Here is a 23,794-nt window from a genome sequence, read left to right as displayed (position 1 = left end):
TCGAATTCGCCGTGAAGATGCGGTGTACCCGCGGCTAGACGGAAAGACCCCGTGAACCTTTACTACAGCTTGGCACTGAACATTGAACCTACATGTGTAGGATAGGTGGGAGGCTTTGAAGGCGTGACGCCAGTTGCGCTGGAGCCGTCCTTGAAATACCACCCTTGTATGTTTGATGTTCTAACGCAGGGCCCTGAATCGGGCTCGCGGACAGTGCCTGGTGGGTAGTTTGACTGGGGCGGTCTCCTCCCAAAGAGTAACGGAGGAGCACGAAGGTTGGCTAATCCTGGTCGGACATCAGGAGGTTAGTGCAATGGCATAAGCCAGCTTAACTGCGAGACGGACAGGTCGAGCAGGTACGAAAGTAGGTCATAGTGATCCGGTGGTTCTGAATGGAAGGGCCATCGCTCAACGGATAAAAGGTACTCCGGGGATAACAGGCTGATACCGCCCAAGAGTTCATATCGACGGCGGTGTTTGGCACCTCGATGTCGGCTCATCACATCCTGGGGCTGAAGTCGGTCCCAAGGGTATGGCTGTTCGCCATTTAAAGTGGTACGCGAGCTGGGTTCAGAACGTCGTGAGACAGTTCGGTCCCTATCTGCCGTGGGCGTTGGATGATTGAAGGGAGTTGCTCCTAGTACGAGAGGACCGGAGTGAACGAACCTCTGGTGTTCGGGTTGTCACGCCAGTGGCACTGCCCGGTAGCTAAGTTCGGAATCGATAACCGCTGAAAGCATCTAAGCGGGAAGCGAGCCCTGAGATGAGTCATCCCTGACCCCTTGAGGGTCCTAAAGGGCCGTTGGAGACCACAACGTTGATAGGCGGGGTGTGTAAGTGCAGCGATGCATTGAGCTAACCCGTACTAATTACCCGTGAGGCTTAACCATACAACACCCAAGAAGTGTTCTAAGGCTTGTAACAGATACCAAGCGAACTACTAATTCAGTGATAACGACCAAGTCGTTATTCACGTCAGCTTTCTCAGATTGAAGAATTTGCCTGGCGGCCATAGCGCCGTGGAACCACCTGATCCCATGCCGAACTCAGAAGTGAAACGCGGTAGCGCCGATGGTAGTGTGGCATTCGCCATGCGAGAGTAGGACACTGCCAGGCACCAAATTTAAGAACCCCGCTCGATGAGCGGGGTTTTTTATTGCCTGCAATTCAGAACGTCGCCGGATATTAAACTTTCCCCTTCTTGTCATTCATTGATTACCCTTCTAAAGCCCCAAAAAGACCTCTTTTTCTGTTCGATATTTGCTCACCAGTTCAATGTGTTGGATACAAAAAGTACAGAATGTGATGCCTGCTCTGGTTTAATTCTTCAGTCCACATGGATGGACCAAGGAATCACAATAATTTAAGGAATAGACCCATGTTCAAAAGAACAGTAACGATGATGCTGGCGGCGGGAACCCTGGTATTAGGCGGTTGCGCATCCAATGGTGGTGCAGAGCAGGCAGCGGCAGACAACAGCGACTTCGGTGGCAAGTCCATCTACCTGCGCGGGGAGATGAACGATTGGATGGCTACTGATGAAAGCAAGGTCGTCAAGGTGGCCGACAAGCTCTATATGGCCAAAGGCACCCTCAAGAAAGAGTGGGCACCCTACAAGTTCAAGTTTGCTGATTCAGGCTGGAGCTGCGGTAGCAACTTTGGCTACAAGAGCCCGAGTGATGGTGTTGCCGTGTTGGGTGGTGAGGCTGTGCCGGTCAACCCCTGCTCCAAGTATGAGGACATGAAGTTCTCACCGGATGCTGATGGCGTCTACGAGTTCTATCTGAATATGGCGGGTGAAACGCCGACTGTTTACGTCAAGAAGCCCTGATCTATCTCTGAGTGTTAAATCTCTTAGCAAATTAATCAGTTAAGTGCCCTGACCCAGAAATCTGCTGGCCGGGGCATTTTTTTAGGTTAGAATCGGCGCCCTCATGGCATCAGGTGTACTATATGTTGTGCCATTAATTTTAGATGGCACCATTAGTTGTGTTTTCTGCTGTTGTCATGATGTTGATGCATTCACATAAGGTTGATTGAAAATGGCTAAATCGAACCCGGTGCTGGAGAGTGAGCTTGGCTCCCGCCTTATCCCCATGCAGGAAACGTCCCTCGAGATCTGGGATAGCAAGTATCGCCTCAAGAGCAAGGATGGCACTCCCATCGACAGCTCTATCGATGAGACCTACCAGCGGGTAGCCCGTGCGTTGGCAGAGCAGGAGCTGGAACCGGAGGCCTGGTATGAGCCGTTCCTGTGGGCGCTGCGCAATGGGGCCATTCCGGCGGGCCGCATCACCTCCAACGCCGGGGCGTTTGAGCACAAGCCTGCCACTTCAACCATCAACTGTACTGTTTCCGGTACCATCGAAGATTCGATGGACGATATCCTTGGCAAGGTGCACGAGGCCGGTCTGACCCTGAAAGCCGGTTGCGGCATCGGATATGACTTCTCGACCCTGCGCCCGCGCGGTGCCTTTGTCTCCGGTGCCGGTGCCTACACTTCCGGCCCGCTCTCCTTTATGGATATCTATGACAAGATGTGTTTCACCGTCTCGTCAGCCGGTGGCCGTCGCGGCGCCCAGATGGGCACCATGGATATCCGCCATCCCGATGTGATCGAGTTTATACAGGCCAAGCGTGAAGATGGCCGCCTGCGTCAGTTCAACCTCTCTCTGCTCATCACCGAAGATTTCGTCAAGGCGGTGAAAGAGGATGCCCCCTGGTCGCTGATCTTCCCCTATACCGCTAAAGAGGTGGAGCAGGATGGCATTGCGCTGGACGATCCCGCTCAGGTGCTATGGGCCGACTGGCCCAACAAGGAAGGGGTTGTATTCAACGAGTTGGGGCAGGTCGCTTGTAAGGTCTACAAGACCATGCCAGCCCGCAAGCTGTGGAATGTCATCATGACCTCCACCTATGACTATGCAGAGCCCGGCTTCATCCTGATCGACAAGGTCAACCAGATGAACAACAACTGGTTCTGTGAAGAGATCCGCGCGACCAACCCCTGTGGTGAGCAGCCGTTGCCGCCCTACGGTGCCTGTCTGCTGGGCTCGGTCAATCTGACCAAGTTTGTGCGCGACCCTTTTACTGAAAACGCGGCATTCGATTGGCAGGCGTTTCGCAAGGTGGTGGCCATCTTTACTCGCATGCTCGACAACGTGGTGGAGATCAACCAACTGCCACTGGCCAAACAGCGCGAGGAGATCACAGCCAAGCGCCGGCATGGCATGGGTTTCCTGGGTCTTGGTTCGACCCTCACCATGCTGCAGATCAAGTACGGCTCTGCGGCATCCGTAGCCTTTACCGAGCAGGTATCCCAGGAGCTGGCGATGACCGGCTGGCAGGAGTCCCTGCGTCTTGCCAGGGAGAAGGGCCCAGCCCCCATCCTGGAGCAGGAGTTCGAAGTGACCGGCAAGATGCTGCGTCTGCGCCCGGAAATGGCGGCTGATGGCATCAAGGTGGGCGACAAGGTGAAGGGCAAGGTGCTGCATGCGCGCTACAGCCGCTACATGCAGCAGGTTGCCGAAGTGGATCCTGCGCTGGTCGCCGAGCTGGCCGAAGTGGGTGGGCGTTTCACCCATCACAGTAGTATCGCGCCGACCGGCACCATCTCGCTGTCTCTGGCCAACAACGCCAGCAACGGCATCGAGCCGAGCTTTGCCCACCACTACAGCCGCAACGTTATCAAGCCGGGCAAGAAGAGCAAGGAGAGCGTCGATGTCTACTCCTTCGAGCTGCTGGCCTACCGCGAGCTGGTGAATCCGGCCGCCATGCCCTATGCCGATGATGAGGCGAGCCGTCTGCCGGACTATTTCATTACTGCCGATGACATCAGCCCGGCGCAGCATGTGGACATTCAGGCGGCGGCCCAGCGCTGGATTGACTCCTCCATCTCCAAGACTGCCAACGTGCCAACCGATTTCCCGTTCGAGCAGTTCAAGGACATCTACATGTATGCCTCGGACTCCGGCCTCAAGGGCTGCACCACCTTCCGCTTCAATCCGGAGGCTTTCCAGGGCGTGCTGGTGAAGGAGAAGGATCTGGAGAACACCCTGTACGATTTCACCCTGGAGGATGGCTCCGTCATCTCCGTCAAGGGGAACGAAGAGATCGAATACGATGGCGAGCTGCATACGGCCGCCAACCTCTACGACGCCTTGAAAGAAGGCTATTACGGTAAATTCTGAGAACGACATTATGGTCAAGAAGATCGACAAGAAAATCGTCGCCTACAAGGTGCGTACCAAGGATGAGCCGCAAGAAGATCTCTCTGCGCAGGATGACGTGGTACACATGCACGAAACCGTGCTGCGCCCGGAGCGGCTGATGGGCACCACCTACAAGTTGAAGACGCCGGAGCATGTCTCCGAGCACTCGCTGTTCATCACTATCAACGACATCATTCTCAACGAGGGCACGGTTCACGAAACCCGCCGCCCGTTCGAGATCTTCATTAACTCAAAGAGCCTGGAACACTACCAGTGGATCGTTGCGCTGACCCGCATTATCTCCGCCGTATTCCGTAAAGGTGGGGATGTCACCTTTCTGGTGGAGGAGCTGCGCTCGGTGTTTGATCCCAAAGGCGGCTACTGGAACAAGGGCAAGTATGTGCCGTCACTGATCGCCGAAATTGGCAACGTGATCGAGAGCCATCTTACCGAGATAGGCATGCTCAAGGCGCCGGGACTGGACGAGCATCAGCAGGCGTTTCTGGCCGAGAAGCAAGCCGAGTTGAAAGCCGCTCAGGAGGCCGAAGAGCAGCAGGCTGGCAGTGGTTTCCCGGCCAATGCCGCGCTCTGCTACAAGTGCCATACCAAGGCGCTGGTGCTGAAGGATGGCTGCATGACTTGCCTCAATTGTGGCGACTCCAAATGTGGTTAATCCGCTAGATAAATAAAAAGACCGGCCCGATGGCCGGTCTTTTTATTGCTGCTTTTCTGTTCGGACGATTCTGGTGCTGCAAGTCATTTGTTGCGTGATGGTAAAATCGGGCGTAGCGTTGAAGGTAATAAAACTGTCACGGCCGTGTGGTTTCAATGACATCCGAGATTCACACACGTGGCCCTTCAGTGCCAAGGAGGATGCTTATGGACAATACGGACCGAAAGCTGTTTATCCTGGATACCAACGTTCTGCTTCACGAACCCCTCGCTATCTACTCCTTCAAAGAGCACGACGTGCTCATCCCCATGACGGTGCTGGAAGAGCTCGATAACATCAAGGATCGCAACAAGGATGTCAGCCGCGACGCGCGGGTGGCCATTCGTGCGCTGGAAGATGTGTTCCGCGATGCAACCCCGGATCAGATCACCCAGGGCGTGCCGCTGGCTGGCGAAGCGAGCGGCAATATCTGCATCTTCAGCGATCACCATCTGCCGCAGGATGCCGAGGTGTTTACCGACAAGGAGGCCGACAACCGCATCATCAACGCGGCCCTCTATCTGCAAAAGCACGAGTTGAAGCGTCAGGTGGTGCTGGTCACCAAAGACATCAACATGCGCCTCAAGGCCAAGGGGGCCGGGCTTGCTCACGTTGAAGATTACCGTAGCGACCAGCTGATCGACGATATCCGCCTGCTGGCTAAAGGCTTTCAGGTTGTGCCCGGCAGCTTTTGGGAGCGCGTCGGCGAGTGCGAGAGCGAGACCCATGGCCGCGACACCATCCATGTGATCGATGCCAATCTGCTGGAAGGGGTTCACGTAAACCAGTATCTGGTGGATGAAGAGAATTTCTTCGCCGCCCGGGTACTCAGCCACGATGGCAACAAGATCCGCATCAAGGATCTGGGCCGCGAGCGGCTGATGTCTCGCAAGGCGTGGGGTGTACACCCCAAGAATGTCTATCAGGGGATGGCGCTGGATGCACTGCTCGATCCGCACATCGATCTGGTGATCCTGACCGGCCCGGCCGGTTGCGGCAAAACCTTGCTGGCCATGGCTGCTGCGCTGGAGTTGGTGATTGAGAAGGGCATTTACGAGAAGGTGATCGTCACCCGGAATACCCCGGAAATTGCCGAGAGCATCGGCTTCCTGCCCGGCACCGAAGAGGAGAAGATGATGCCCTGGTTGGCGGCGGTGACCGACACCCTGGAGGTGCTGCACAAGCAGGACGAGAACATGAGCGGCTCGCTCAGCTACATCATGGAGAAGGCCAATATCCAGTTCAAATCGGTCAACTTCATGCGCGGGCGCAGCATCCAGAACACCTTCGTGCTGCTGGATGAGTGCCAGAACCTGACCGCGTCCCAGATCAAGACCATCATCACCCGCTGCGGCGAGGGTACCAAGATCGTCTGCTCCGGTAACCTGGCCCAGATCGACTCCAACTATCTGAGCCCTGTGACCTCGGGTCTCACCTACATCGTCGAGCGTTTCAAGGATTTTGACGGCAGTGCCAACATCTTCCTCAATGGCGTGGTGCGCAGCCGACTGGCTTCGTTCGCCGAGGAAAACCTCTGATTTAAATGAATATTTCCAGATGCAAAGGGAGGCCAATCGGCCTCCCTTTTTGATCATGGCGCAGTCTTTATTCCCAAGGGCTATTGGCCAAGGTAGCGCAGCAGCCCCGGGTGGTTGCTGTTTTGCAGAATATCCGGCTTGCCTTGCAGGGCGATGCGGCCCTCGTCGACAAACAGCACCTGATCGGCAATCAGCTGGGCATCTTCCGGATTGTGGGACACCATCAGTACGGTAATGCCCTGTTCGCAGGCTAGCCTCGCCACTTCCGCCAGCATCTCCCGGCGCAGGGCGGGATCGAGGGCAGAGAAGGGCTCATCCAGCAGCAGCAGCGGTTTGCCGCGCACCAGCGCGCGAGCCAGCCCGACTCGCTGCTGCTGGCCGCCGGAGAGCTGTTCAGGCTGGCGGTCTAACATCTCACCAAGGCCAACCCGCCCGGCTGCATCGATCACCTGTGCCCGCTGGGCTGCATTCAGGCGCAGGCCCGGGTGCAAGCCGATGGCGATATTGTCGAACACCGACAGGTGGAGGAACAGGTTGTGATCCTGAAACAGGGTGGTGACCGGTCGCTCGGCGGGGCCCAACGGCAGCAGATCTTCGCCATCGAAGCTGAGGCGGCCCGACTCCACCGGCACGAAGCCGGCGATCATCCCGAGCAGGGTCGACTTGCCCGCGCCGCTTGGGCCAATCAGCGCGGTGATCTCCCCCTTGGGCAGGGTCGCGCTGAAGCTGACGCGCCAGTCGGGGTAGCTGGTCACCAGCGTATCAATGTTCAGCATGTTTTCCTCCAAGACCCCGCTCCACCAGCCAGAACAGGGAGAAACAGAGTGTCAGCAACAGCAGAGCGGTGGCGGCTGCCTCGGTCAATCGATAGCTGCCAAGCTGCTGGTAGAGCAGCCAGGGCAGGGTGGTGAGCTCTTGACTGCCAAACATGGCGATGGCGCCGAGATCCCCCAGCGAGAGGATCATCGACAGCGCCATCGCCAGTGCCAGCGGGCGGCGCAGCAGTGGCCACTCCACCAGCCGCAGGCGATGCAGGCCACGTACCCCCAGGCTATCCGCCAGCCGGTCATACTGACGCACCACCAGCTGCATGGGGGCGGAGAGGGTGCGCAGCACGTAGGGTAGCGCCATCAGGGCGTTGACCAGCACCACCAGCCAGGGGCCGAGTGCGAATACATCGGCAAAGGGCATAAACAGGATGAAGAGACCGGTAGAGAGCACCACCGCCGGGATCATCAGAATCATCGAGCCGCTTGCCTCCCACAGGGCGGCAGCCCGCCGCTGGCGGGTGCGCACCTTGAGGTGACGGCTGGTGAGCAGCAGGCCACTGCCGAGCAGGGTCGCCATGGTGCCCGCCGCCAGCGCAATCAGCAGCGACTGGCCGCTCGCCTGCCATAGCTTGCTGGAGGTGAGCGCCGTCAGCAGGCCGGGGTGGAGGCCGGCCACCACGATAGCCAGCAGCGGTGGCAGAAAGATGGCCAGCCCGATACAGAGCGAGAGCAGATCCACCACGGCCGCGCCCGGCTGATGGCGATCCGGCCGCAGGCAGGGGCGACGGGGTGTCACCCTGCTGGCCGGGGTACTCTGCAGCTTGTGCTGCAGGGCGAGCAGGGCGGCGGTCAGGATGAGCTGCACCAGCGCCAATCCGCCCGCGGTGGCGAGATCGAAGTCAAAGCGCAGCGCCTGATAGACGGCCACCTCCAGCGTGGTCGATTTCGGCCCGCCCCCCAGCGCCAGCACTGTGGTGAAGCTGGTGAAGCAGAGCATGAAGATGAGGCTGGCCAGCCCCGGCAATATGCCGCGAATAAGCGGCCACTCCAGCAGCCGGAAGATGTGGGATGAGCGCATGCCAAGCTGGCTGGCAAGGCGCCAGCTCGATTCGGGGATGCTCTCTATGCTCTGCAGCATCAGACGGGCCGCCAGTGGCATATTGAAGAAGACGTGGGCCAGCAGGATACCAAACAGACCGTAGAGATAATTGCCGGGATCCAGCCCCAGTGAGCGCAACAGTTGCGGTAGCCACCCCTGTTTGCCATGTACCGCCACAATACCGAAGATGGCGATGATGACCGGCAGTACCAGCGAGAGACCAAACAACTTGATCAGTAGGGTTCGGCCAATGAAACGGCGCCGCGCCAGCGCGCGGGCCACCGGAATGGCGAGCCCGAGACTGAGCAGGGTGGAGAGCAGTGCCTGCCCCAGACTGAAGCCCAGCACATGACGCAGATAAGGATCTGCGAACAGGGTGCGGGGTGCCAGCGAACCGGCCTGCCACAGCAGGGCCGCGAGCGGCCCGAGGGATAACAGCAGGATCAACAGGGTTGCTGCACTGCCCGGCAGCCACCAGAGGGGACGAGCCTGTGGTTTCAGATAACGGCTCACTGGGTGACGGCTTGCAGCCACTCGCGGATCCACCCTTTGCGATTGGCGGCCACCTCATCGCTGCTGAAGGCGAGCGGCTTGGCTACGGTGATCATCTGCTCGAAGCCCTTGGGCAGCGGCGTGTCGATAACGGGATACATCCAGTTGCCGGTCGGGATCTCGTTCTGGAAGGCGGGGCTCACCATAAATTGCAGGAACTGGTCAGCCAGCTTCTCCTGTTTGGCGCTCTTCAGCTTGGCGGCCACTTCTACCTGACGGTAGTGACCCTCCTCGAAGGCGGCAGCCTGATACTGGGGCTTGTTCTCGGCAATCAGGTGATAGGCCGGAGAGGTTGTGTAGGAGAGCACCATGTCCGCTTCGCCATCGAGGAACATGCCATAAGCCTCTGACCACCCCTTGGTGACGGTGACCGTCTTTTTGGCAAGCTCGGCCCAGGCGGCAGGCGCCTTGTCGCCGTAGACAGACTTCATCCACAGCATCAGCCCCTGCCCCGGGGTGGAGGTGCGGGGATCCTGATAGATCACCTTGAGGTCGGGACGCTCCACCAGCTCTTTCAGGCTCTTGGGCGGCTGCTTAAGTTTGTCTTTGTCATAGACGAAGGCGAAGTAGCCGTAGTCGTAGGGTACGAAGGTGTCATCCTGCCAGCCACCCGGCACCTTGATGCTGTCGAGCTTGGCGGGATGGGGGGCGAACAGACCGCTCTGCTTGGCTTCGCTGATGAGGGCATCGTCAAGCCCCAGCACCAGATCGGCCTTGCTGTGGTTGCCCTCCAGCCGCAGCCGGTTGAGGATGGCGACCCCATCTTCGAGGGGAACCAGATTGAGGGTGCAGTCGCACGCTTTCTCGAAGGCCTGTTTGATCTTGGGCCCCGGCCCCCACTCGGCAGTGAAGGAGCTGTAGGTGTAGACGGTGAGGGTGTCGGCGGCGAACACATTGGCCGACAGCAGGCCGGTGGTGACCAGCAGCAGGGTCTTCATGGGTGGCACTCCCTATTACTTGTTAATAACGAGGTGCCAGCGGGTGAGGGCGCAAAAAATGAGCGCCATGCCTCAAATTCCTCCGCCAGCATTATCTGGATCAGGTACACGGGTATAATCTCAGCGGTAAACCGCACCCCGTTTGAGAAACGAACCGCATTGTATTAACGTTCTTTTGGGTAGACCAGCACAATTGTGCAATACCCATGAGATGACGCCCACCCAACAGAGGATGTTCGCGTGCTTACCAATACCAAGGAAAGGCGTGCCTTTGCGCGCATGGTCATCAATGCTCCGGTCACCGTCTATCAGCAGCAGCTGGTGCTGGAGGGGATCTGCCGGGATCTCAGTGCCAACGGCATGGGGATTGCGGTCTCTGAACACCAGCTCGACATCAATCAGCCCATCCGGATCAGTCTTGCCACCAACAACAACCTGTTGCCCCCATTTGAAGCCCATGCCCGTATTATCCGGGTGCTGGAGGAGGAGAGCGGGTTGTTGCTGGCGGTAGAGTTTCTGCCTCAGGGTTAATCCTCTCTCCCCATCGGCAGAGGGAGGGAATTAGCCTTTTTCCTGAACCGGCTGCACACTCAACTGCTTGCTATCGACCAGCGTTTTGCTGGTCGATGCTATTTGGCCTGCAGGCAAGGTGGCGGGACCGGTAGGTTCGAGCAGCAGGTAGTTCTGCCCCTGCCAGTTGAGGGTCACATCCCCCGGCTTGGCGGGCAGGTCAACGGCCAGCAGGGCATGGCCGGGGACGAACACCATGGCCTGTTTCAGCTCGGGAAAGAGCTGGGCCAGCATAGCGGCCATCAGGGTTACCTTGCTGTCGCAATCCCCCCGATTCTGCTCCAGCACCTGACGGGGAGATAGAAAGCCCTTGCCCTGTCTTCCATTCAGGCTATCGAGCTGCTGATAGGGGATGCTCTGGATAAAGGTGAGCATATGGGCCACGGTCTTCTGGCGAGCTTCCGTTTCGGTACTGCCTTGCTGCTTGAGTTGATCCGCCAGTGGAGCCAGCCCGCTGCGACTCTCCAGCGCGATGCGCACATGGTCCTGCTTCACCGCCAGCTGCCCGTCCGGGGTGTTGAAGTACTGGAAGTAGTGTTTGGTCAGCCACGCCTGCTCCTCTTTGCTCCGCTTGGACTGCAGAAAGGCCATCGCCTCGCGCGCCTTGTCCTGATTGCGGCTTTTCAGATGCAGCTCCAGCGAGGGACGGGCGAGGGTGAACTGCACCTCGGGGTAGTTCTGGCGCACCTCCCGCAGCAACACCTGCAACACCTCCTCCTGCATTCTCGCCGGGCGATAGGCGATAAGGGGCGGCAACTTGCCCTGTTCGAGCCGGTAGGTGAGCTGTTGGGGTTTACCTTCGCTATCATGCCAGCCGACGCTGATCTGGCCGAGGCTGTTGTTGAAGCTGGTTTGATTGGCCCCCGCAGGCAGGGCAAGCAGCAGGGCACAGAGCAGAGGAATTGCCGTCGGTCTCTTCATCATCCTTTCCTGTGGCACGGGCCAGTTCCGGTGGCCCAAAGTGGGAAGCGTCGCGGACAGTAAAACAGGGAGCCGAAGCTCCCTGTTGATTCTACTCGTTTTTTTGCAACTGGCGCGTTAAATCCAGCTGGGCTGCTTCGCCTCAAAGGCGCTGATAGCTGCCTCGTGCTGCAGGGTCAGACCGATGGCATCCAAGCCGTTGAGCAGACAGTAACGGCGGAATTCATCGATCTCGAAACCGAAGCAGAGGCTACCTGCACGTACCTGATTGGCTTCCAGATCCACTTCGATCTCGATGCCCGGCTGGGCGGCTACCAGCTGGAACAGGGCATCGACCTCCTCCTCCTTCAGGCGCACCGGCACCATGCCATTGTTGATGGCGTTGCCGTAGAAAATGTCGGCAAAGCTCGGGGCTATGATGGTCTTGAAGCCGTAGTCCGCCAGCGCCCAGGGGGCGTGCTCGCGGCTCGAGCCGCAGCCGAAGTTCTCGCGGGCCAACAGGATGCTGGCACCGGCGAATTGCGGTTGGTTGAGCACGAACTCGGGGTTGGGCTGCAGGCCTGCATCGTCCAGAAAGCGCCAGTCATGGAACAGGTGCTTGCCGAAACCGATGCGGTTTACTTTTTGCAAAAACTGTTTGGGAATGATGGCGTCGGTGTCGACGTTGGCACTGTCGAGGGGGACGACGATCCCTTTATGCTGTTTGAATCCTGTCATCGAAATGTCCTCTTACAGTGCGCGAATGTCGGCGAAGCGGCCGGTGACGGCGGCAGCGGCGGCCATGGCCGGGCTCACCAGATGGGTGCGGCCTGCGCGGCCCTGACGCCCTTCGAAGTTGCGGTTGCTGGTGGAGGCGCAGCGCTCCCCCGGTTGCAGCCGGTCGTTGTTCATCGCCAGACACATGGAGCAGCCCGGCAGGCGCCACTCAAAACCGGCCTCGATGAAGATCTTGTCCAGCCCCTCGGCTTCGGCCTGCGCCTTCACCTGCTCGGAGCCCGGCACCACCAGCGCCTGCACGCCAGCGGCTACCTTGCGACCGCGAGCGATGGCGGCGGCCGCACGCAGATCCTCGATGCGGCTGTTGGTGCACGACCCGATAAACACCTTGTCGATGGCAACGTCGGAGAGCTTCTGACCCGGTTGCAAATCCATGTAGGCGAGCGCCTTTCGGGCGGATTGCTGTTCCATCAGATCGCTGAAGGATTCTGGCGCCGGAATAGGCTCGTTGACGGCAATCACCTGACCCGGATTGGTCCCCCAGGTGACCTGCGGGGCGATATCGGCGGCGTCCAGCACCACTTCGGCATCGAAGTGGGCGCCTTCATCGCTCTTGAGGCTCTGCCAGTAGGCGATGGCCTGCTCCAGTACCTCGCCCTTGGGGGCAAACTCCTTGCCACGGATGTAGTCTATGGTGGTCTGGTCGGGGGCAATCATCCCCGCCTTGGCGCCCAGCTCGATGGCCATGTTGCACACCGTCATCCGCCCTTCCATAGAGAGGCTCGCAATGGCCTCGCCAGCAAACTCCACCACGTAGCCGGTACCACCGGCATGGCCGACCTTGCCGATAATGGCCAGCACCACGTCCTTGGCGCTGATCCCCTCGGCCAGCTTGCCGTTGACTGAAATGCGCATGGTTTTGGCGCGGCCCTGTTTCAGGGTCTGGGTGGCCATCACATGTTCCACTTCGGAAGTGCCGATGCCGAAGGCCAGCGAGCCAAAGGCGCCGTGAGTGGCGGTGTGGGAGTCGCCGCAGACGATGGTGGTGCCGGGCAGGGTGATGCCGAGCTCGGGGCCCATCACATGGACGATCCCCTGATATTTGTGATTGAGATCGTAGAGGCGAACCCCGAACTCTTTGCAGTTGTCGGCCAACGTCTCCATCTGGATGCGAGCCATCTCGCCGGAGGCGGCGATGTCCTTGGTAGTGGTGGAGACGTTGTGATCCATGGTGGCCCAAGTCAGGTCCGGGCGGCGCAGCTGGCGATTCATGGCGCGCAGGCCGTCGAATGCCTGCGGGCTGGTCACTTCATGCACCAGATGGCGGTCGATGTAGATGAGGGGGGTCTCCCCTTCCACTTCCCGTACCACGTGGGCGTCGAATACTTTCTGATAGAGGGTCTTGGCCATTGCTTCTCTCTTCCTTGTTCTCTGTTATGTGGCTCAGATCCGGGCGGCGATCTGGCTACCCATCTCGGACGTACTCTGCACCGGATGGCGGGCGCTGGCCTGATGCAGGTCGGCGGTGAAGTAACCCTCGGCCAGGGTCTGGGCCACGGCCTGCTCGATGGCTTGAGCTGCGGCTTCCTGGCCCAGGCTGTAGCGCAGCATCAGGGCGGCGGAGAGGATCTGGGCGATGGGATTGGCAATCCCTTTGCCGGCGATATCCGGAGCCGAACCACCGGCCGGTTCGAACAGGCCGAAACCCGATTCGTTGAGGCTGGCGGAGGGGAGCAGCCCCATGGAGCCGGTGATCATGGCGCACTCGTCGGAGAGGATGTCACCGAACAGGTTGGAGCAGAGCAGCACATCGAACTGGGATGGATCCTTGATGAGCTGCATGGTGGCGTTGTCGATATACATATGGTTCAGCGCCACGTCCGGATAGGACTTGGCAACTTGCGTCACCACCTCACGCCACAGGATGGAGGAGGCGAGCACGTTGGCCTTGTCGATGGAGGTGACCTTGCCACGGCGCACACGCGCCGACTCAAAGGCAATCTTGGCGATGCGCTCAATCTCGAAGCGGTGATACACCTCGGTGTCGAACGCCTTCTCTTTCGCCCCTTCTCCCTCGCGCCCCTTGGGTTGGCCGAAGTAGATGCCACCGGTCAGCTCGCGCACGCAGGCGATGTCAAAACCGCGATCGGAGATATCGGCGCGCAGCGGCGAGAACTGCTCCAGACCAGTGTAGATGCGGGCCGGACGCAGGTTGCAGAACAGCTTGAAGTGGGCGCGCAGGGGCAGCAGGGCGCCACGTTCCGGCTGATCGTTGGGGGGCAGATGTTCCCATTTCGGGCCGCCCACCGAGCCAAACAGCACGGCATCGGCCGCTTCGCAGCCTTTGATCGTGCTTTGCGGCAGCGGGGTACCGTGGTTGTCGATGGCGATGCCGCCCACGTCATGGTGATCATACTCGAAGGCGAGGCCGAACCTGGCCTGCACCTTCTCCAGCACCTTGACGGCTTCGGCCATCACTTCCGGGCCAATGCCGTCACCCGGCAATACTGCGATCCGATAACTGCTCATACACTCTCCATCCTGATATTGTCTTTGAGATCCCTCTGTCCGGTTTCCCCGACGCTGCGCGCGGTTGCCGGTTCAGACGTTCCCCGTCCTGATGTTGTCATTCCATGCCGTCTGTGTGGCAGTGAGTCCTGCTCAGACGGTTTCTGATTTGATGCTGTTATTGCGTTCCATCTGCTCGGCCACCTGATCGGCGCGCCAGATGCTGTTGATCACATGCAGCAGGGCGTGGGCCGAGGATTCGATGATGTCGGTGGCCAGTCCCATGCCGTGGAATTTGCGCCCTTTGTACTCGGCGACGATATCGACCTGACCGAGGGCATCTTCCCCTTCGCCCTTGCTCTTGAGGGCATATTTGTCGATGCGGATCTCATAGCCGGTGATGCGGTTGATGCACTGGTAGACCGCATCCACCGGGCCATTGCCGGTGGCCGCTTCGCAGATCAGATCCTGTCCCACCTTCAATTTGACCGAGGCGGTGGCCAGTACCGAGCTGCCGCTCTGCACCCCGAGGTACTCCAGTTTGAAGTGCTCGGGCTCTTCGTGGATCTGGCTGAAGAAGGCCAGTGCTTCGAGGTCGTAGTCGAACACCTGCCCCTTCTTGTCGGCCAGGGTCAGGAACTTGCCGTAGAGGTGGTCGAGGTCGTAGCTGCTCTCGGCGTAGCCCATGGACTCCATCCGGTGCTTGATGACGTGACGGCCGGAGCGGGAGGTCATGTTGAGGTTGTTCTGGGTCAGGCCAATGCTCTCGGGAGTGATGATTTCGTAGGTATTTTTCGCCTTGAGCACCCCATCCTGATGGATGCCGGAGCTGTGGGAAAAGGCGTTGGCACCGACGATCGCCTTGTTGGGTTGCACCGGCATGTTGCACAGCTGGCTGACCAGCGTGCTGGTGCGATGAATTTCGCTGTGGCGGATATTGGTTTGCACCCCGAGCAGGTCGGCGCGGGTTTTGAGGATCATCGCCACCTCTTCCAGCGAGCAGTTGCCCGCCCGTTCGCCGATGCCGTTGATGGTGCACTCGATCTGGCGGGCCCCCATCTGCACCGCGCCGATGGAGTTGGCCACCGAGAGCCCCAGATCATCATGGCAGTGGACCGAGATGATGGCCTTGTCGATGTTGGGCACCCGGTTGAACAGGGTGTGGATGATGCCGGAGAACTCGGTCGGTACCGTATAGCCCACGGTATCCGGGATATTGATGGTGCGGGCGCCTGCCTTGATGGCAGCCTCCACCATGCGGCAGAGATTATCAATCGGCGTGCGGCCCGCATCCTCGCAGGAGAACTCCACATCATCGGTGTAGCGCAGGGCGTGCTTGATGGCGCCGACTCCCATCTCCAGCACATCCTCGAAGCTCTTTTTCAGCTTGCTCTCCACATGAATGGAGGAGGTGGAGATAAAGGTGTGGATGCGAAACGCCTCGGCGACCCGCAAGGCTTCGCCGGCGGCATCGATATCCTTGGGCAGGGCGCGGGCGAGGGCGCAGACCCGGCTGTTTTTGATGTGGCGGGCGATGGTCTGCACCGATTGAAAATCGCCGGGAGAAGAGACCGGGAAGCCCACCTCCATGACGTCGACACCGAGCCGCTCCAGTGCCTGGGCGATCTGCAGCTTCTCCTTGACTGTCAAACTGGCCGCCAGGGCCTGCTCACCATCACGCAAGGTGGTGTCGAATATGATGACCCGATCTGACATGTGACTTCCCTCTTCCTAAGTTCGGTAACGTGCATCCTGCGGCGGCATAAAAAAACCCGTGCAGGGTGCACGGGTTTTTGTAAATTCCGGCTATGCCTTAGCCCGGCTACAAGGATCCCGCGCGAGTTAACGCGATTAGGGAGATTAGTAGTAGCGGGGTGGCAATACGCATGACGTTGTTATTCCTTCCAGTCGATAACGCTTTTACCAATATCGAGATTTTTATGCTGTGTCAACACGGAAGGTCAGGGGCAATCTGCTGACGTATTTAATCGGATTGTAAAGGATTGCAAATTTCCTTGTCCCATATTCGGCCCATGACCGATTATCTGGTCATTCCTGCTGTGCTCTATTCTCTGCACAACCAGATCGACTTATCAGCATTGGCTGAATTATCTGAGGTGTTAAATGGAAAAACGTAGACCTGGTCGTCCGGTCGGACGTTCTGACATTCGTGACAAGTTGCTTGCTGCCGCCCGTGAGCGTTTTCTCAATACTCCCTATAGCAAGGTAACTACACGCGAAATCGCGGAGCTTGCTGGCTCCAATCTGGCAATGATCCACTACTACTTCGGCAGTAAAGAGGGTCTTTACAAAGCGGTGTTGGGCGATGTCGCCGAGCCCCTCGACCATGCCTGGCAAGATGAACACAGCAATCACAGCCTCAACGAGCTGCTCAACACCTACTATCAGGTGATGGCGCCCAACAGCGAGCTGACCTCTGCCATCTCCAGCGCATTGTCGACCGAGAAGAGCCCGGGCCGGGATTTTGTGCTGAACCGCCTGCTGGAACGTCAGCTGCCGCAGTTCGATGCCCTGTTGGAAACCATGAGGTCCAACGGTGAGCTGGGTGACAACCTGGATCCCGACATGCTGAAGATCTCCTTCCTCAGCATGATGTGGCAGCCATTCGTGATGAAAGATCTCTACGAGCAGGTGTTTGGCCTGAAAGTGGATGAGCACTTCATGGCCCGTCTGGCGGACCACAATTGCCGTCTGATGGAGACCGGCCTGCGCGGCAGCCACTGATTTTGCCGCAACATCGAGATTAAAAAGGGCCATTCGGCCCTTTTTTCATAAATCTGTTATCCCTTGTTCAACGTAACGTCATCCCGCTTTCTTACTCTGCAAGCAAAATTCAGGGAAGGAGGGGATATGAACAAGATCCAGCAATGGGACCTGCAGGTGTGCCGGGTCTGCCTGCTTCACGGCTACAACCGGCAGCAGGCGAGGGTGAGTCGTCTCATTTCCCGCACCGGTGATGGCCCGCTTTACGCCGTGCTGGCCGCCCTGCTCTGGTGGCAGGGGGAGGCAGAGCGGGAACTGGTGCGACTGGCGCTGCTTGCATTTGCCATCGAACTGCCCCTCTATCTGCTGCTGAAAAACAGCCTGAAACGGCAACGGCCGGTCGGCTTGCCGGTCTTTATCACCCCCTCCGATCGTTACAGCCTCCCCTCCGGCCACACCGCCGCCGCTTTTCTGATGGCTACCATACTGGCCACCGGCTTTCCGCTCTGGGCGCCCCTGCTGTTTGGCTGGGCGGCGCTGGTGGGGGCATCCCGGTTGCTGCTCGGGGTGCACTACCTGAGTGATCTGGTAGCCGGTGCCCTGCTGGGTGGCGGTTGCGCCGTGCTGGCGCTCAGCTGGAGCCACTCATGAGGATACTGTTTGGGGTGCAAGGCACCGGCAACGGCCATATCAGTCGTAGTCGCACCCTGGCGCGGGCGCTGCGCACAGCAGGGGTCGAGGTGGATTATCTCTTCAGCGGCCGCCCCGCCGACCGCTACTTCGACATGGAGGAGTTTGGCGCATACCGTGCCTTTCCCGGCCTCACTTTTGTCAGTCACGAGGGGCGAGTTTCTCCGTGGCGCACCCTGCAAGCCGCCTCGCCACTCACCTTCTGGCGGGATCTGCGGTCTCTCGATTGCAGCGAATACGATCTGGTGGTGAGCGATTTTGAGCCGCTGACCGCCCACGCTGCCCGCCGCTATGGCAAGCCGAGCCTCACCGTCAGTCATCAGGCCAGCTTCAACTGGCCCATCCCGCGTTGGGGGGAGGATGGGGTCAGCCGCCAGCTGATGCGCCACTTTGCTCCTGTGGATCAGCCGCTCGGGCTGCACTGGTTTCACTTCGGTCACCCCTTGTTGCCGCCGGTGATCGACCCTATCGCCGCTGCGCCGGATAACGGCGAGATCCTGGTCTATCTGCCGTTCGAGCAGACCGAGGCGATCGCCGCCCTGTTGTCGCGCTTTGGTCAGCAACGCTTCGTCTGCTTTCACCCCGCCATTCGCACCCCCAGCCAATGGCGCAACCTGCGCTTCGAGCCGCCGTCGCGGCACGGGTTTATCGCCGTACTGGCCGGTTGTCGCGGCGTGATATCCAACGCGGGTTTCGAGCTGGCTTCCGAGGCGCTCACCCTCGGCAAGAAGCTGTTGGTCAAGCCCCTCGGCGGCCAGTTCGAGCAGCTGACCAATGGCAAGACGCTTGAGATGATGGGGCTGGCAACTCTGATGGATGTGCTCGATGCCAATCTGGTGCGTACCTGGCTCGACAGCGCCTCGCCGGGGGCGGTTTGCTACCCCGATGTAGCGGGGGAGCTGGCCCGCTGGCTGGCGGCGGGCGCTGACGAGAGCGTGGCCTCTCTGTCGCGGCGGCTCTGGGCGCGTACTCTGTTTCCGGAGGAGGTGAGTGATCGCCTGAGCGAGCTGGATGGGGGCGACTGTTTATCCAGTTGCTGGTTATCGCAAGTGAGCGTTGTTGACTAGACTGAAAGGCGATCCCACCAAGGAGAGGACGGAGCAAATGCGCTTTACCAATGAAAACGGCGAAGTCATGAACCTGGCTGACAATCTCACCCTGCACGAGTTGCTCGATATGGGTGTCAGCATCTCGGTCAGTGAAGAGACCGATCCGGATCAGCAGATCTGGTTGGCGGAGCCGGATCAGGAGAACTGAGTCATCATTCGGCATCAAGCCCATCGCTGAGCGGTGGGCTTTTTTGTGGCTGTTTTTCCCCTCTGCGGAATGATCCGCTGGCCATTCCCCGACTTCCTTCCCTTTTGTCTCATGGTCGCTACGGCAAGTCATTGAATGTTAATAGCCGGTTGAAATGTATGACTGTTCTGGTCAGATAAAGCCGTGGACAAGCGTTATGAAGCGGGTTAAGTTGGTTTTTCACCCTATTTTCGGGTGAATGACGGAAAAATCCTTTTTTTCTACTGTCGACGGGGCTGAATTGGACCGATCTGCATTCAGATAACAACAAGAAACGGATCGGGCCGTGCCGGGAAGCACTGCATCGTCGGCGGGATTCGCTAAACGGAGCAAAGCCTGGAGGGCTTTATCATGGAGATGTTATCAGGCGCCCAGATGGTGGTTAGAGCGCTGGAAGATCAGGGAGTTGAGCACGTCTTCGGCTACCCTGGTGGCTCAGTGCTCGACATCTATGACGCTCTCTTCGAAAACGGCAAGATGGAGCATGTCTTGGTGCGGCACGAGCAAGCCGCGGTTCACATGGCTGACGGTTACGCCCGTTCCACCGGCAAGGTGGGGACTGTGCTGGTAACGTCAGGCCCGGGAGCGACCAACTGCATTACCGGTATTGCCACCGCCTATATGGATTCCATTCCGCTGGTGATCCTCTCCGGCCAGGTGCCGACCAGCATGATCGGTGAGGATGCGTTCCAGGAGACCGACATGATCGGTATCTCCCGCCCGGTGGTGAAGCACAGCTTTCTGTGCAAGAAGGCGAGCGATATCCCTGAGGCCATCAAGAAGGCCTACTACATTGCCGCCAGCGGCCGCCCGGGGCCGGTGGTGGTGGATCTGCCCAAAGATGTGCAGAACCCGAAAGAAAAATTCCCCTACCAGTATCCCGAGACGGTCTCCCTGCGCTCCTACAACCCGACCAAGTCTGGCCATAAAGGGCAGATCAAGCGGGCAGCCAAGCTGCTGGTAGAAGCCCAGCGCCCGGTGATGTACGTGGGCGGCGGCGCTATCAATGCCAACGCGGATCATCTGGTGACCAAACTGGCGGAGCTGCTGAACCTGCCGGTGACCACCACCCTGATGGGGCTGGGGGCCTTCTCCGGTGTCCATCCGCAATTTATCGGCATGCTGGGGATGCACGGCACCTTCGAAGCCAACAAGACCATGCACAACGCGGATCTCATCTTCGCCGTCGGTGCCCGCTTCGATGACCGCGTCACCAACAACGTGGCCAAGTTCTGCCCAAATGCGACCGTGGTTCATATCGATATCGACCCCACCTCCATCTCCAAGACGGTGCAGGCCCATGTGCCTATCGTCGGCTCGGTGGAAACCGTGCTGGAGCAGATGCTGGAAGTGATCCGCGAGTGTGGCTTCGATAACGACAAGGAGGCGCTGGCGGACTGGTGGAGCCAGATCAACCAGTGGCGCTCCCGTCACTGTCTGGCCTACGAAAAGTCGGCCACCCAGATCAAGCCGCAACAGGTTATCGAGACCCTCTACAAGGTGACTCAGGGTCAGGCGTTCGTTGCCTCCGACGTGGGCCAGCACCAGATGTTTGCTGCCCTCTACTACCCGTTTGCCAAACCGCGCCAGTGGATCAACTCAGGGGGCCTCGGCACCATGGGCTTTGGTATTCCGGCAGCCATGGGGGCCCAGTTTGCCAACCCGGATGCGGTGGTCTGCTGCGTCACCGGCGACGGCTCGGTGCAGATGAACATTCAGGAGCTCTCTACCTGCATGCAGTACGGGGTGCCCATCAAGATCATCTCCATCAACAACCGTGCGCTGGGCATGGTCAAGCAGTGGCAGAAGATGTTCTACGGCGGTCGTCACAGCCACTCCTACATGGAGTCGCTGCCAGACTTCGTCAAACTGGCGGAAGCCTACGGCCACGTCGGTATCGCGGTGAGCGATCCGGCCGAGCTGGAGAGCGCCATGGAGAAGGCCTTCGCCATGAAGGATCGGCTGGTGTTCATGGATATCTCGGTAGACCCGGATGAGCACGTCTATCCGATGCAGATAAAGTTCGGCGCCATGGACGAGATGTGGCTGAGCAAGACGGAGAGAACCTGACGATGGAACATATTATTTCGGTCGTACCCAAGGAGCTCATGTTTGGTTCCATCAAGGACGAGATGTGGCTGAGCAAGGCGGGGGAAATATCATGAGACATATAATTTCCGTTCTGCTGGAGAACGAATCCGGCGCCCTGAGCCGCGTGGTGGGCCTCTTTTCCCAGCGCGGCTACAACATCGAGACCTTGACGGTGGCGCCGACCGAGGATCCCACCCTGTCGCGCATGACCATAGTCACCATGGGTGACGAGCGGGTGCTGGAGCAGATCCAGAAGCAGCTGCACAAGCTGGTGGATGTGCTCAAGGTGTGCGACCTGAGCGAAGGGGAGCATATCGAGCGGGAGATCGCGCTGGTCAAGGCGCGTGCCGCCGGTGGCGCCCGTGACGAGCTGAAACGGCTGGCGGATATCTTCCGTGGCCAGATCGTCGATGTCACTCCCGAGCAGTACACGGTACAGCTGGTGGGTACCAGCGAGAAGCTGGATGCCTTTATCAAGACTGCCGCCCAGACCAACGAGATCATCGAAGTGGTGCGCTCCGGTGTCTGCGGCATCTCCCGGGCGGACAAGGCGCTGCGGCCCTGATGGCTGGCGGAACAGCTGATGATGTGTCAGCTGCCGCAGAGTGAAAGAAAAGAGGGCTCTGCGGAGCCCTCTTTGTTTGGTTTTTCTTGATGATGGGAGGGGTGATGTTCGGTATTCATGATCTTGCTCTGTTTATGGTCTCGGGGCTGCTGCTCAACATCATACCGGGACCCGACTCCCTGCTGGTTATGCTGCGCAGCGGCTCGCAAGGGTGGCGTGCCGGTTCGGTCGCGACGTTGGGTATCGGCACAGGTGTCATGGTGCATGTGCTGGCGGCGGCCCTCGGTCTGTCGGCCTTGCTCAGCGCCTCGGCCGAGTTGTTTGCCCTTATCAAGCTGGCTGGTGCCATCTACCTCATCTATCTGGGGTTCTCCCTGCTGCGCCAGCAGGCAACGGGTGCAATGGAGGGAGGGGCCACCCTGCCCGCCCTCTCCTATGGCCAGATTTACCGGCAGGGTGTGTTGACCAATGTGCTCAACCCCAAGGTCGCGCTCTTTTTCCTCGCCTTCGTGCCCCAGTTCATCGCACCGGATGCCCCCGACAAGGCGCTCGCCTTTATCCTGCTCGGTTGCATTTTCAATCTGGGCGGCATCATCTGGTGTCACCTGCTGGTCTTTACCACCGTCTATGCCAGCCACAGGGTTCGGTTGTCACAGCGTCTTGGTCGCTGGCTCAACCGGGGCATCGGCACCCTGTTTGTCGGGCTCGGGATCAAGCTCGCCAGCGACTAGCTCGCGGCTTTCTGACCTGAGGCAGATTATCGTGCAGCGCGCTGTGGTATGGTCGGCTGTTAGCTGCGGGTCTCTCCCGCGCTCTCTTATAAACGCCAGCATTGCTGGCCGCAGCAGCGAGATCCCTTGCCCAGATGAACATCGCCCGGCTCAAGAACTTTACCGAGATCGTGAAGAACAACTTCAACATCTCGGCGACGGCGGAGAAGCTCTACACCTCCCAGCCCACCCTCAGCAAGCAGATGAAGATGCTGGAAGATGAGCTCGGGCTCGCCCTCTTTACCCGCAAGGGAAAGAATCTGGTCGGTTTGACCAGCGCAGGCGAGCAGGTGATGGAGTTGGCCAAGGGGGTGGTGGCACAGGTGGAGCAGATCAACCAGCTGTCGCTCGGGGAGCAGCTGGCCACCAGCGGGGTGCTGCGTATCGCCACCACCCACACCCAGGCCCGCTACAAGCTGCCAGCGGTGATCACCGAGTTCAGTCGTCGCTACCCTGACGTGGCGATCCAGCTCCATCAGGGGGCGCCTGCCCAACTGGCCCAGATGGTGCAAAGCGGCGATGTGGATATGGCGATCGCCACCGAGTCCATGTATCTGTTCGATGAGCTGGCTGCGGTGCCCTGTTATCGTTGGGGGCGCAGCGTGGTGGTGCCCCACGCTCATCAGCTGATCGACTGTCAGCCGCTATCGATGGCCGATCTGGCTCGCTATCCCCTCATCACCTATGTATTCGGCTTTACCGGCCGCTCCAAGATGGACAAGGCTTTCAGCCGCCACGGCCTCTCGCCGAAAACCGTGCTGACCGCCACCGATACCGATGTGATCAAGCACTACGTCCGGCTCGGGATGGGGGTCGGGGTGATTGCCAGCGTGGCCTTCGACGAGGGGGATAGGGGGGATCTGGTGAGCCTCAACATCGACCACCTGATCGCCTCGAGCGCCACCCATATCTGCCTGCGCAAGCATGCCCATCTGCGCGACTACATGTACGACTTTATCCACCTCTACGCCCCCCATATCAGCCGGGAGACGGTGCAACTTCATCTGATCAATCAGCCGCCCGTCGCCAATATGGTCGAGTTGCCGTGGCTCTAGCCGTGGGTTGTTTGTCGTACACAGAGCAAAAATACAGAGACAAAAAAGAGAGGCCTTGGCCTCTCTT

At 59.2% G+C, this 23,794-nt stretch carries 21 protein-coding genes, 2 rRNA genes and 1 riboswitch (1 of these 24 running past the window's edge); of the genes, 15 read left to right on the top strand and 8 right to left on the bottom strand.

The window, feature by feature from the left end; all coding sequences use genetic code 11:
* From ACTG2W_RS09700 to ACTG2W_RS09675, 6 genes are all read left to right on the top strand, one after another.
* Nucleotides 1-890: ribosomal RNA gene (locus tag ACTG2W_RS09700) — 23S ribosomal RNA — on the top strand (it extends 2,000 nt beyond the left edge of the window).
* 111 nt (nt 891-1,001) lie between these two features.
* A 5S ribosomal RNA gene (gene rrf / locus ACTG2W_RS09695) occupies nt 1,002-1,116 on the top strand.
* A gap of 262 nt (nt 1,117-1,378) precedes the next feature.
* Nucleotides 1,379-1,831, top strand: coding sequence for a pullulanase (locus tag ACTG2W_RS09690; RefSeq protein WP_440016177.1), 453 nt, complete (start codon nt 1,379-1,381; stop codon nt 1,829-1,831).
* Between the two features lie 211 nt (nt 1,832-2,042).
* Nucleotides 2,043-4,190: an adenosylcobalamin-dependent ribonucleoside-diphosphate reductase gene (locus tag ACTG2W_RS09685; RefSeq protein WP_440016176.1), complete on the top strand. Its 2,148-nt coding sequence runs from the start codon at nt 2,043-2,045 to the stop codon at nt 4,188-4,190.
* Nucleotides 4,191-4,200: 10 nt separating this feature from the next.
* On the top strand, nt 4,201-4,884 hold the full coding sequence (locus tag ACTG2W_RS09680) for a TSCPD domain-containing protein (RefSeq protein WP_019446911.1): 684 nt from the start codon (nt 4,201-4,203) through the stop codon (nt 4,882-4,884).
* A gap of 206 nt (nt 4,885-5,090) precedes the next feature.
* Nucleotides 5,091-6,461: a PhoH family protein gene (locus ACTG2W_RS09675; protein WP_005358170.1), complete on the top strand. Its 1,371-nt coding sequence runs from the start codon at nt 5,091-5,093 to the stop codon at nt 6,459-6,461.
* 80 nt (nt 6,462-6,541) lie between these two features.
* Here ACTG2W_RS09675 and thiQ read toward each other — a convergent pair whose 3' ends face one another.
* Genes thiQ through thiB form a run of 3 tightly spaced genes read right to left on the bottom strand, consistent with a single transcriptional unit; the run spans nt 6,542 to nt 9,820 of the window.
* Nucleotides 6,542-7,237, bottom strand: a complete 696-nt coding sequence (gene thiQ, locus ACTG2W_RS09670) for a thiamine ABC transporter ATP-binding protein (protein ID WP_440016175.1) — start codon at nt 7,235-7,237, stop codon at nt 6,542-6,544.
* On the bottom strand, nt 7,224-8,843 hold the full coding sequence (gene thiP / locus ACTG2W_RS09665) for a thiamine/thiamine pyrophosphate ABC transporter permease (protein WP_440016174.1): 1,620 nt from the start codon (nt 8,841-8,843) through the stop codon (nt 7,224-7,226). The genes thiQ and thiP overlap by 14 nt, the downstream gene beginning before the upstream one ends.
* Nucleotides 8,840-9,820, bottom strand: coding sequence for a thiamine ABC transporter substrate binding subunit (gene thiB, locus ACTG2W_RS09660; protein WP_268012583.1), 981 nt, complete (start codon nt 9,818-9,820; stop codon nt 8,840-8,842). The genes thiP and thiB overlap by 4 nt, the downstream gene beginning before the upstream one ends.
* A 60-nt stretch (nt 9,821-9,880) precedes the next feature.
* Nucleotides 9,881-9,971, bottom strand: a riboswitch (TPP riboswitch).
* An 89-nt stretch (nt 9,972-10,060) separates the two neighbouring features.
* Here thiB and ACTG2W_RS09655 point away from each other — a divergent pair.
* The gene (locus tag ACTG2W_RS09655) at nt 10,061-10,351 is read left to right on the top strand and encodes a PilZ domain-containing protein (protein ID WP_005339160.1); all 291 of its coding nucleotides are present in this window, start codon (nt 10,061-10,063) and stop codon (nt 10,349-10,351) included.
* 30 nt (nt 10,352-10,381) lie between these two features.
* Here ACTG2W_RS09655 and ACTG2W_RS09650 read toward each other — a convergent pair whose 3' ends face one another.
* From ACTG2W_RS09650 to leuA, 5 genes are all read right to left on the bottom strand, one after another.
* Nucleotides 10,382-11,311, bottom strand: a complete 930-nt coding sequence (locus ACTG2W_RS09650; RefSeq protein WP_440016173.1) for a transglutaminase domain-containing protein — start codon at nt 11,309-11,311, stop codon at nt 10,382-10,384.
* A 117-nt stretch (nt 11,312-11,428) separates the two neighbouring features.
* Entirely contained in the window at nt 11,429-12,028 is a 600-nt protein-coding gene (leuD, locus tag ACTG2W_RS09645; RefSeq protein WP_421268197.1) for a 3-isopropylmalate dehydratase small subunit, read from the bottom strand.
* Nucleotides 12,029-12,040: 12 nt separating this feature from the next.
* Nucleotides 12,041-13,438, bottom strand: a complete 1,398-nt coding sequence (gene leuC / locus ACTG2W_RS09640) for a 3-isopropylmalate dehydratase large subunit (protein ID WP_167558462.1) — start codon at nt 13,436-13,438, stop codon at nt 12,041-12,043.
* Nucleotides 13,439-13,471: 33 nt separating this feature from the next.
* Nucleotides 13,472-14,557: a 3-isopropylmalate dehydrogenase gene (gene leuB / locus ACTG2W_RS09635; protein WP_279486078.1), complete on the bottom strand. Its 1,086-nt coding sequence runs from the start codon at nt 14,555-14,557 to the stop codon at nt 13,472-13,474.
* A 132-nt stretch (nt 14,558-14,689) separates the two neighbouring features.
* Nucleotides 14,690-16,252 (bottom strand): 2-isopropylmalate synthase, encoded by a 1,563-nt coding sequence (gene leuA, locus ACTG2W_RS09630; RefSeq protein WP_058057212.1) that lies wholly within the window; start codon nt 16,250-16,252, stop codon nt 14,690-14,692.
* A 408-nt stretch (nt 16,253-16,660) separates the two neighbouring features.
* Here leuA and ACTG2W_RS09625 point away from each other — a divergent pair, with 408 nt between their 5' ends.
* From ACTG2W_RS09625 to ACTG2W_RS09590, 8 genes are all read left to right on the top strand, one after another.
* Nucleotides 16,661-17,281 (top strand): TetR/AcrR family transcriptional regulator, encoded by a 621-nt coding sequence (locus ACTG2W_RS09625; RefSeq protein WP_440016172.1) that lies wholly within the window; start codon nt 16,661-16,663, stop codon nt 17,279-17,281.
* A gap of 126 nt (nt 17,282-17,407) precedes the next feature.
* Entirely contained in the window at nt 17,408-17,911 is a 504-nt protein-coding gene (locus ACTG2W_RS09620) for a phosphatase PAP2 family protein (RefSeq protein WP_005358196.1), read from the top strand.
* Nucleotides 17,908-19,017, top strand: a complete 1,110-nt coding sequence (locus tag ACTG2W_RS09615; RefSeq protein ID WP_005349173.1) for an MJ1255/VC2487 family glycosyltransferase — start codon at nt 17,908-17,910, stop codon at nt 19,015-19,017. Before ACTG2W_RS09620 ends, ACTG2W_RS09615 begins: the two co-directional genes overlap by 4 nt.
* A gap of 37 nt (nt 19,018-19,054) precedes the next feature.
* Complete coding sequence (locus ACTG2W_RS09610; RefSeq protein ID WP_005339147.1) at nt 19,055-19,207, top strand: hypothetical protein; 153 nt, start codon at nt 19,055-19,057, stop codon at nt 19,205-19,207.
* A gap of 390 nt (nt 19,208-19,597) precedes the next feature.
* Complete coding sequence (locus ACTG2W_RS09605; RefSeq protein WP_005339146.1) at nt 19,598-21,316, top strand: acetolactate synthase 3 large subunit; 1,719 nt, start codon at nt 19,598-19,600, stop codon at nt 21,314-21,316.
* A 91-nt stretch (nt 21,317-21,407) separates the two neighbouring features.
* Nucleotides 21,408-21,902: an acetolactate synthase small subunit gene (ilvN, locus tag ACTG2W_RS09600; RefSeq protein WP_005311605.1), complete on the top strand. Its 495-nt coding sequence runs from the start codon at nt 21,408-21,410 to the stop codon at nt 21,900-21,902.
* Nucleotides 21,903-22,006: 104 nt separating this feature from the next.
* Entirely contained in the window at nt 22,007-22,633 is a 627-nt protein-coding gene (locus ACTG2W_RS09595) for a LysE family translocator (protein ID WP_106842206.1), read from the top strand.
* Nucleotides 22,634-22,767: 134 nt separating this feature from the next.
* Nucleotides 22,768-23,727, top strand: a complete 960-nt coding sequence (locus tag ACTG2W_RS09590; RefSeq protein ID WP_106842207.1) for a LysR substrate-binding domain-containing protein — start codon at nt 22,768-22,770, stop codon at nt 23,725-23,727.
* Nucleotides 23,728-23,794 lie beyond the last annotated feature (67 nt).

Source organism: Aeromonas sp. 96A, assembly GCF_051919165.1.
In the GTDB taxonomy this organism is placed as follows: domain Bacteria; phylum Pseudomonadota; class Gammaproteobacteria; order Enterobacterales; family Aeromonadaceae; genus Aeromonas; species Aeromonas veronii.
This window is presented reverse-complemented; position numbering and strand designations above follow the sequence as displayed.

Coding starts and splice junctions, on each gene's coding strand:
- ACTG2W_RS09690 (WP_440016177.1), top strand. CDS start 1,379: ATGTTCAAAAGAACAGTAACGATGATGCTGGCGGCGGGAACCCTGGTA.
- ACTG2W_RS09685 (WP_440016176.1), top strand. CDS start 2,043: ATGGCTAAATCGAACCCGGTGCTGGAGAGTGAGCTTGGCTCCCGCCTT.
- ACTG2W_RS09680 (WP_019446911.1), top strand. CDS start 4,201: ATGGTCAAGAAGATCGACAAGAAAATCGTCGCCTACAAGGTGCGTACC.
- ACTG2W_RS09675 (WP_005358170.1), top strand. CDS start 5,091: ATGGACAATACGGACCGAAAGCTGTTTATCCTGGATACCAACGTTCTG.
- thiQ (WP_440016175.1), bottom strand. CDS start 7,237: ATGCTGAACATTGATACGCTGGTGACCAGCTACCCCGACTGGCGCGTC.
- thiB (WP_268012583.1), bottom strand. CDS start 9,820: ATGAAGACCCTGCTGCTGGTCACCACCGGCCTGCTGTCGGCCAATGTG.
- ACTG2W_RS09650 (WP_440016173.1), bottom strand. CDS start 11,311: ATGAAGAGACCGACGGCAATTCCTCTGCTCTGTGCCCTGCTGCTTGCC.
- leuD (WP_421268197.1), bottom strand. CDS start 12,028: ATGACAGGATTCAAACAGCATAAAGGGATCGTCGTCCCCCTCGACAGT.
- leuC (WP_167558462.1), bottom strand. CDS start 13,438: ATGGCCAAGACCCTCTATCAGAAAGTATTCGACGCCCACGTGGTACGG.
- leuB (WP_279486078.1), bottom strand. CDS start 14,557: ATGAGCAGTTATCGGATCGCAGTATTGCCGGGTGACGGCATTGGCCCG.
- leuA (WP_058057212.1), bottom strand. CDS start 16,252: ATGTCAGATCGGGTCATCATATTCGACACCACCTTGCGTGATGGTGAG.
- ACTG2W_RS09625 (WP_440016172.1), top strand. CDS start 16,661: ATGGAAAAACGTAGACCTGGTCGTCCGGTCGGACGTTCTGACATTCGT.
- ACTG2W_RS09620 (WP_005358196.1), top strand. CDS start 17,408: ATGAACAAGATCCAGCAATGGGACCTGCAGGTGTGCCGGGTCTGCCTG.
- ACTG2W_RS09615 (WP_005349173.1), top strand. CDS start 17,908: ATGAGGATACTGTTTGGGGTGCAAGGCACCGGCAACGGCCATATCAGT.
- ACTG2W_RS09610 (WP_005339147.1), top strand. CDS start 19,055: ATGCGCTTTACCAATGAAAACGGCGAAGTCATGAACCTGGCTGACAAT.
- ACTG2W_RS09605 (WP_005339146.1), top strand. CDS start 19,598: ATGGAGATGTTATCAGGCGCCCAGATGGTGGTTAGAGCGCTGGAAGAT.
- ilvN (WP_005311605.1), top strand. CDS start 21,408: ATGAGACATATAATTTCCGTTCTGCTGGAGAACGAATCCGGCGCCCTG.
- ACTG2W_RS09595 (WP_106842206.1), top strand. CDS start 22,007: ATGTTCGGTATTCATGATCTTGCTCTGTTTATGGTCTCGGGGCTGCTG.
- ACTG2W_RS09590 (WP_106842207.1), top strand. CDS start 22,768: ATGAACATCGCCCGGCTCAAGAACTTTACCGAGATCGTGAAGAACAAC.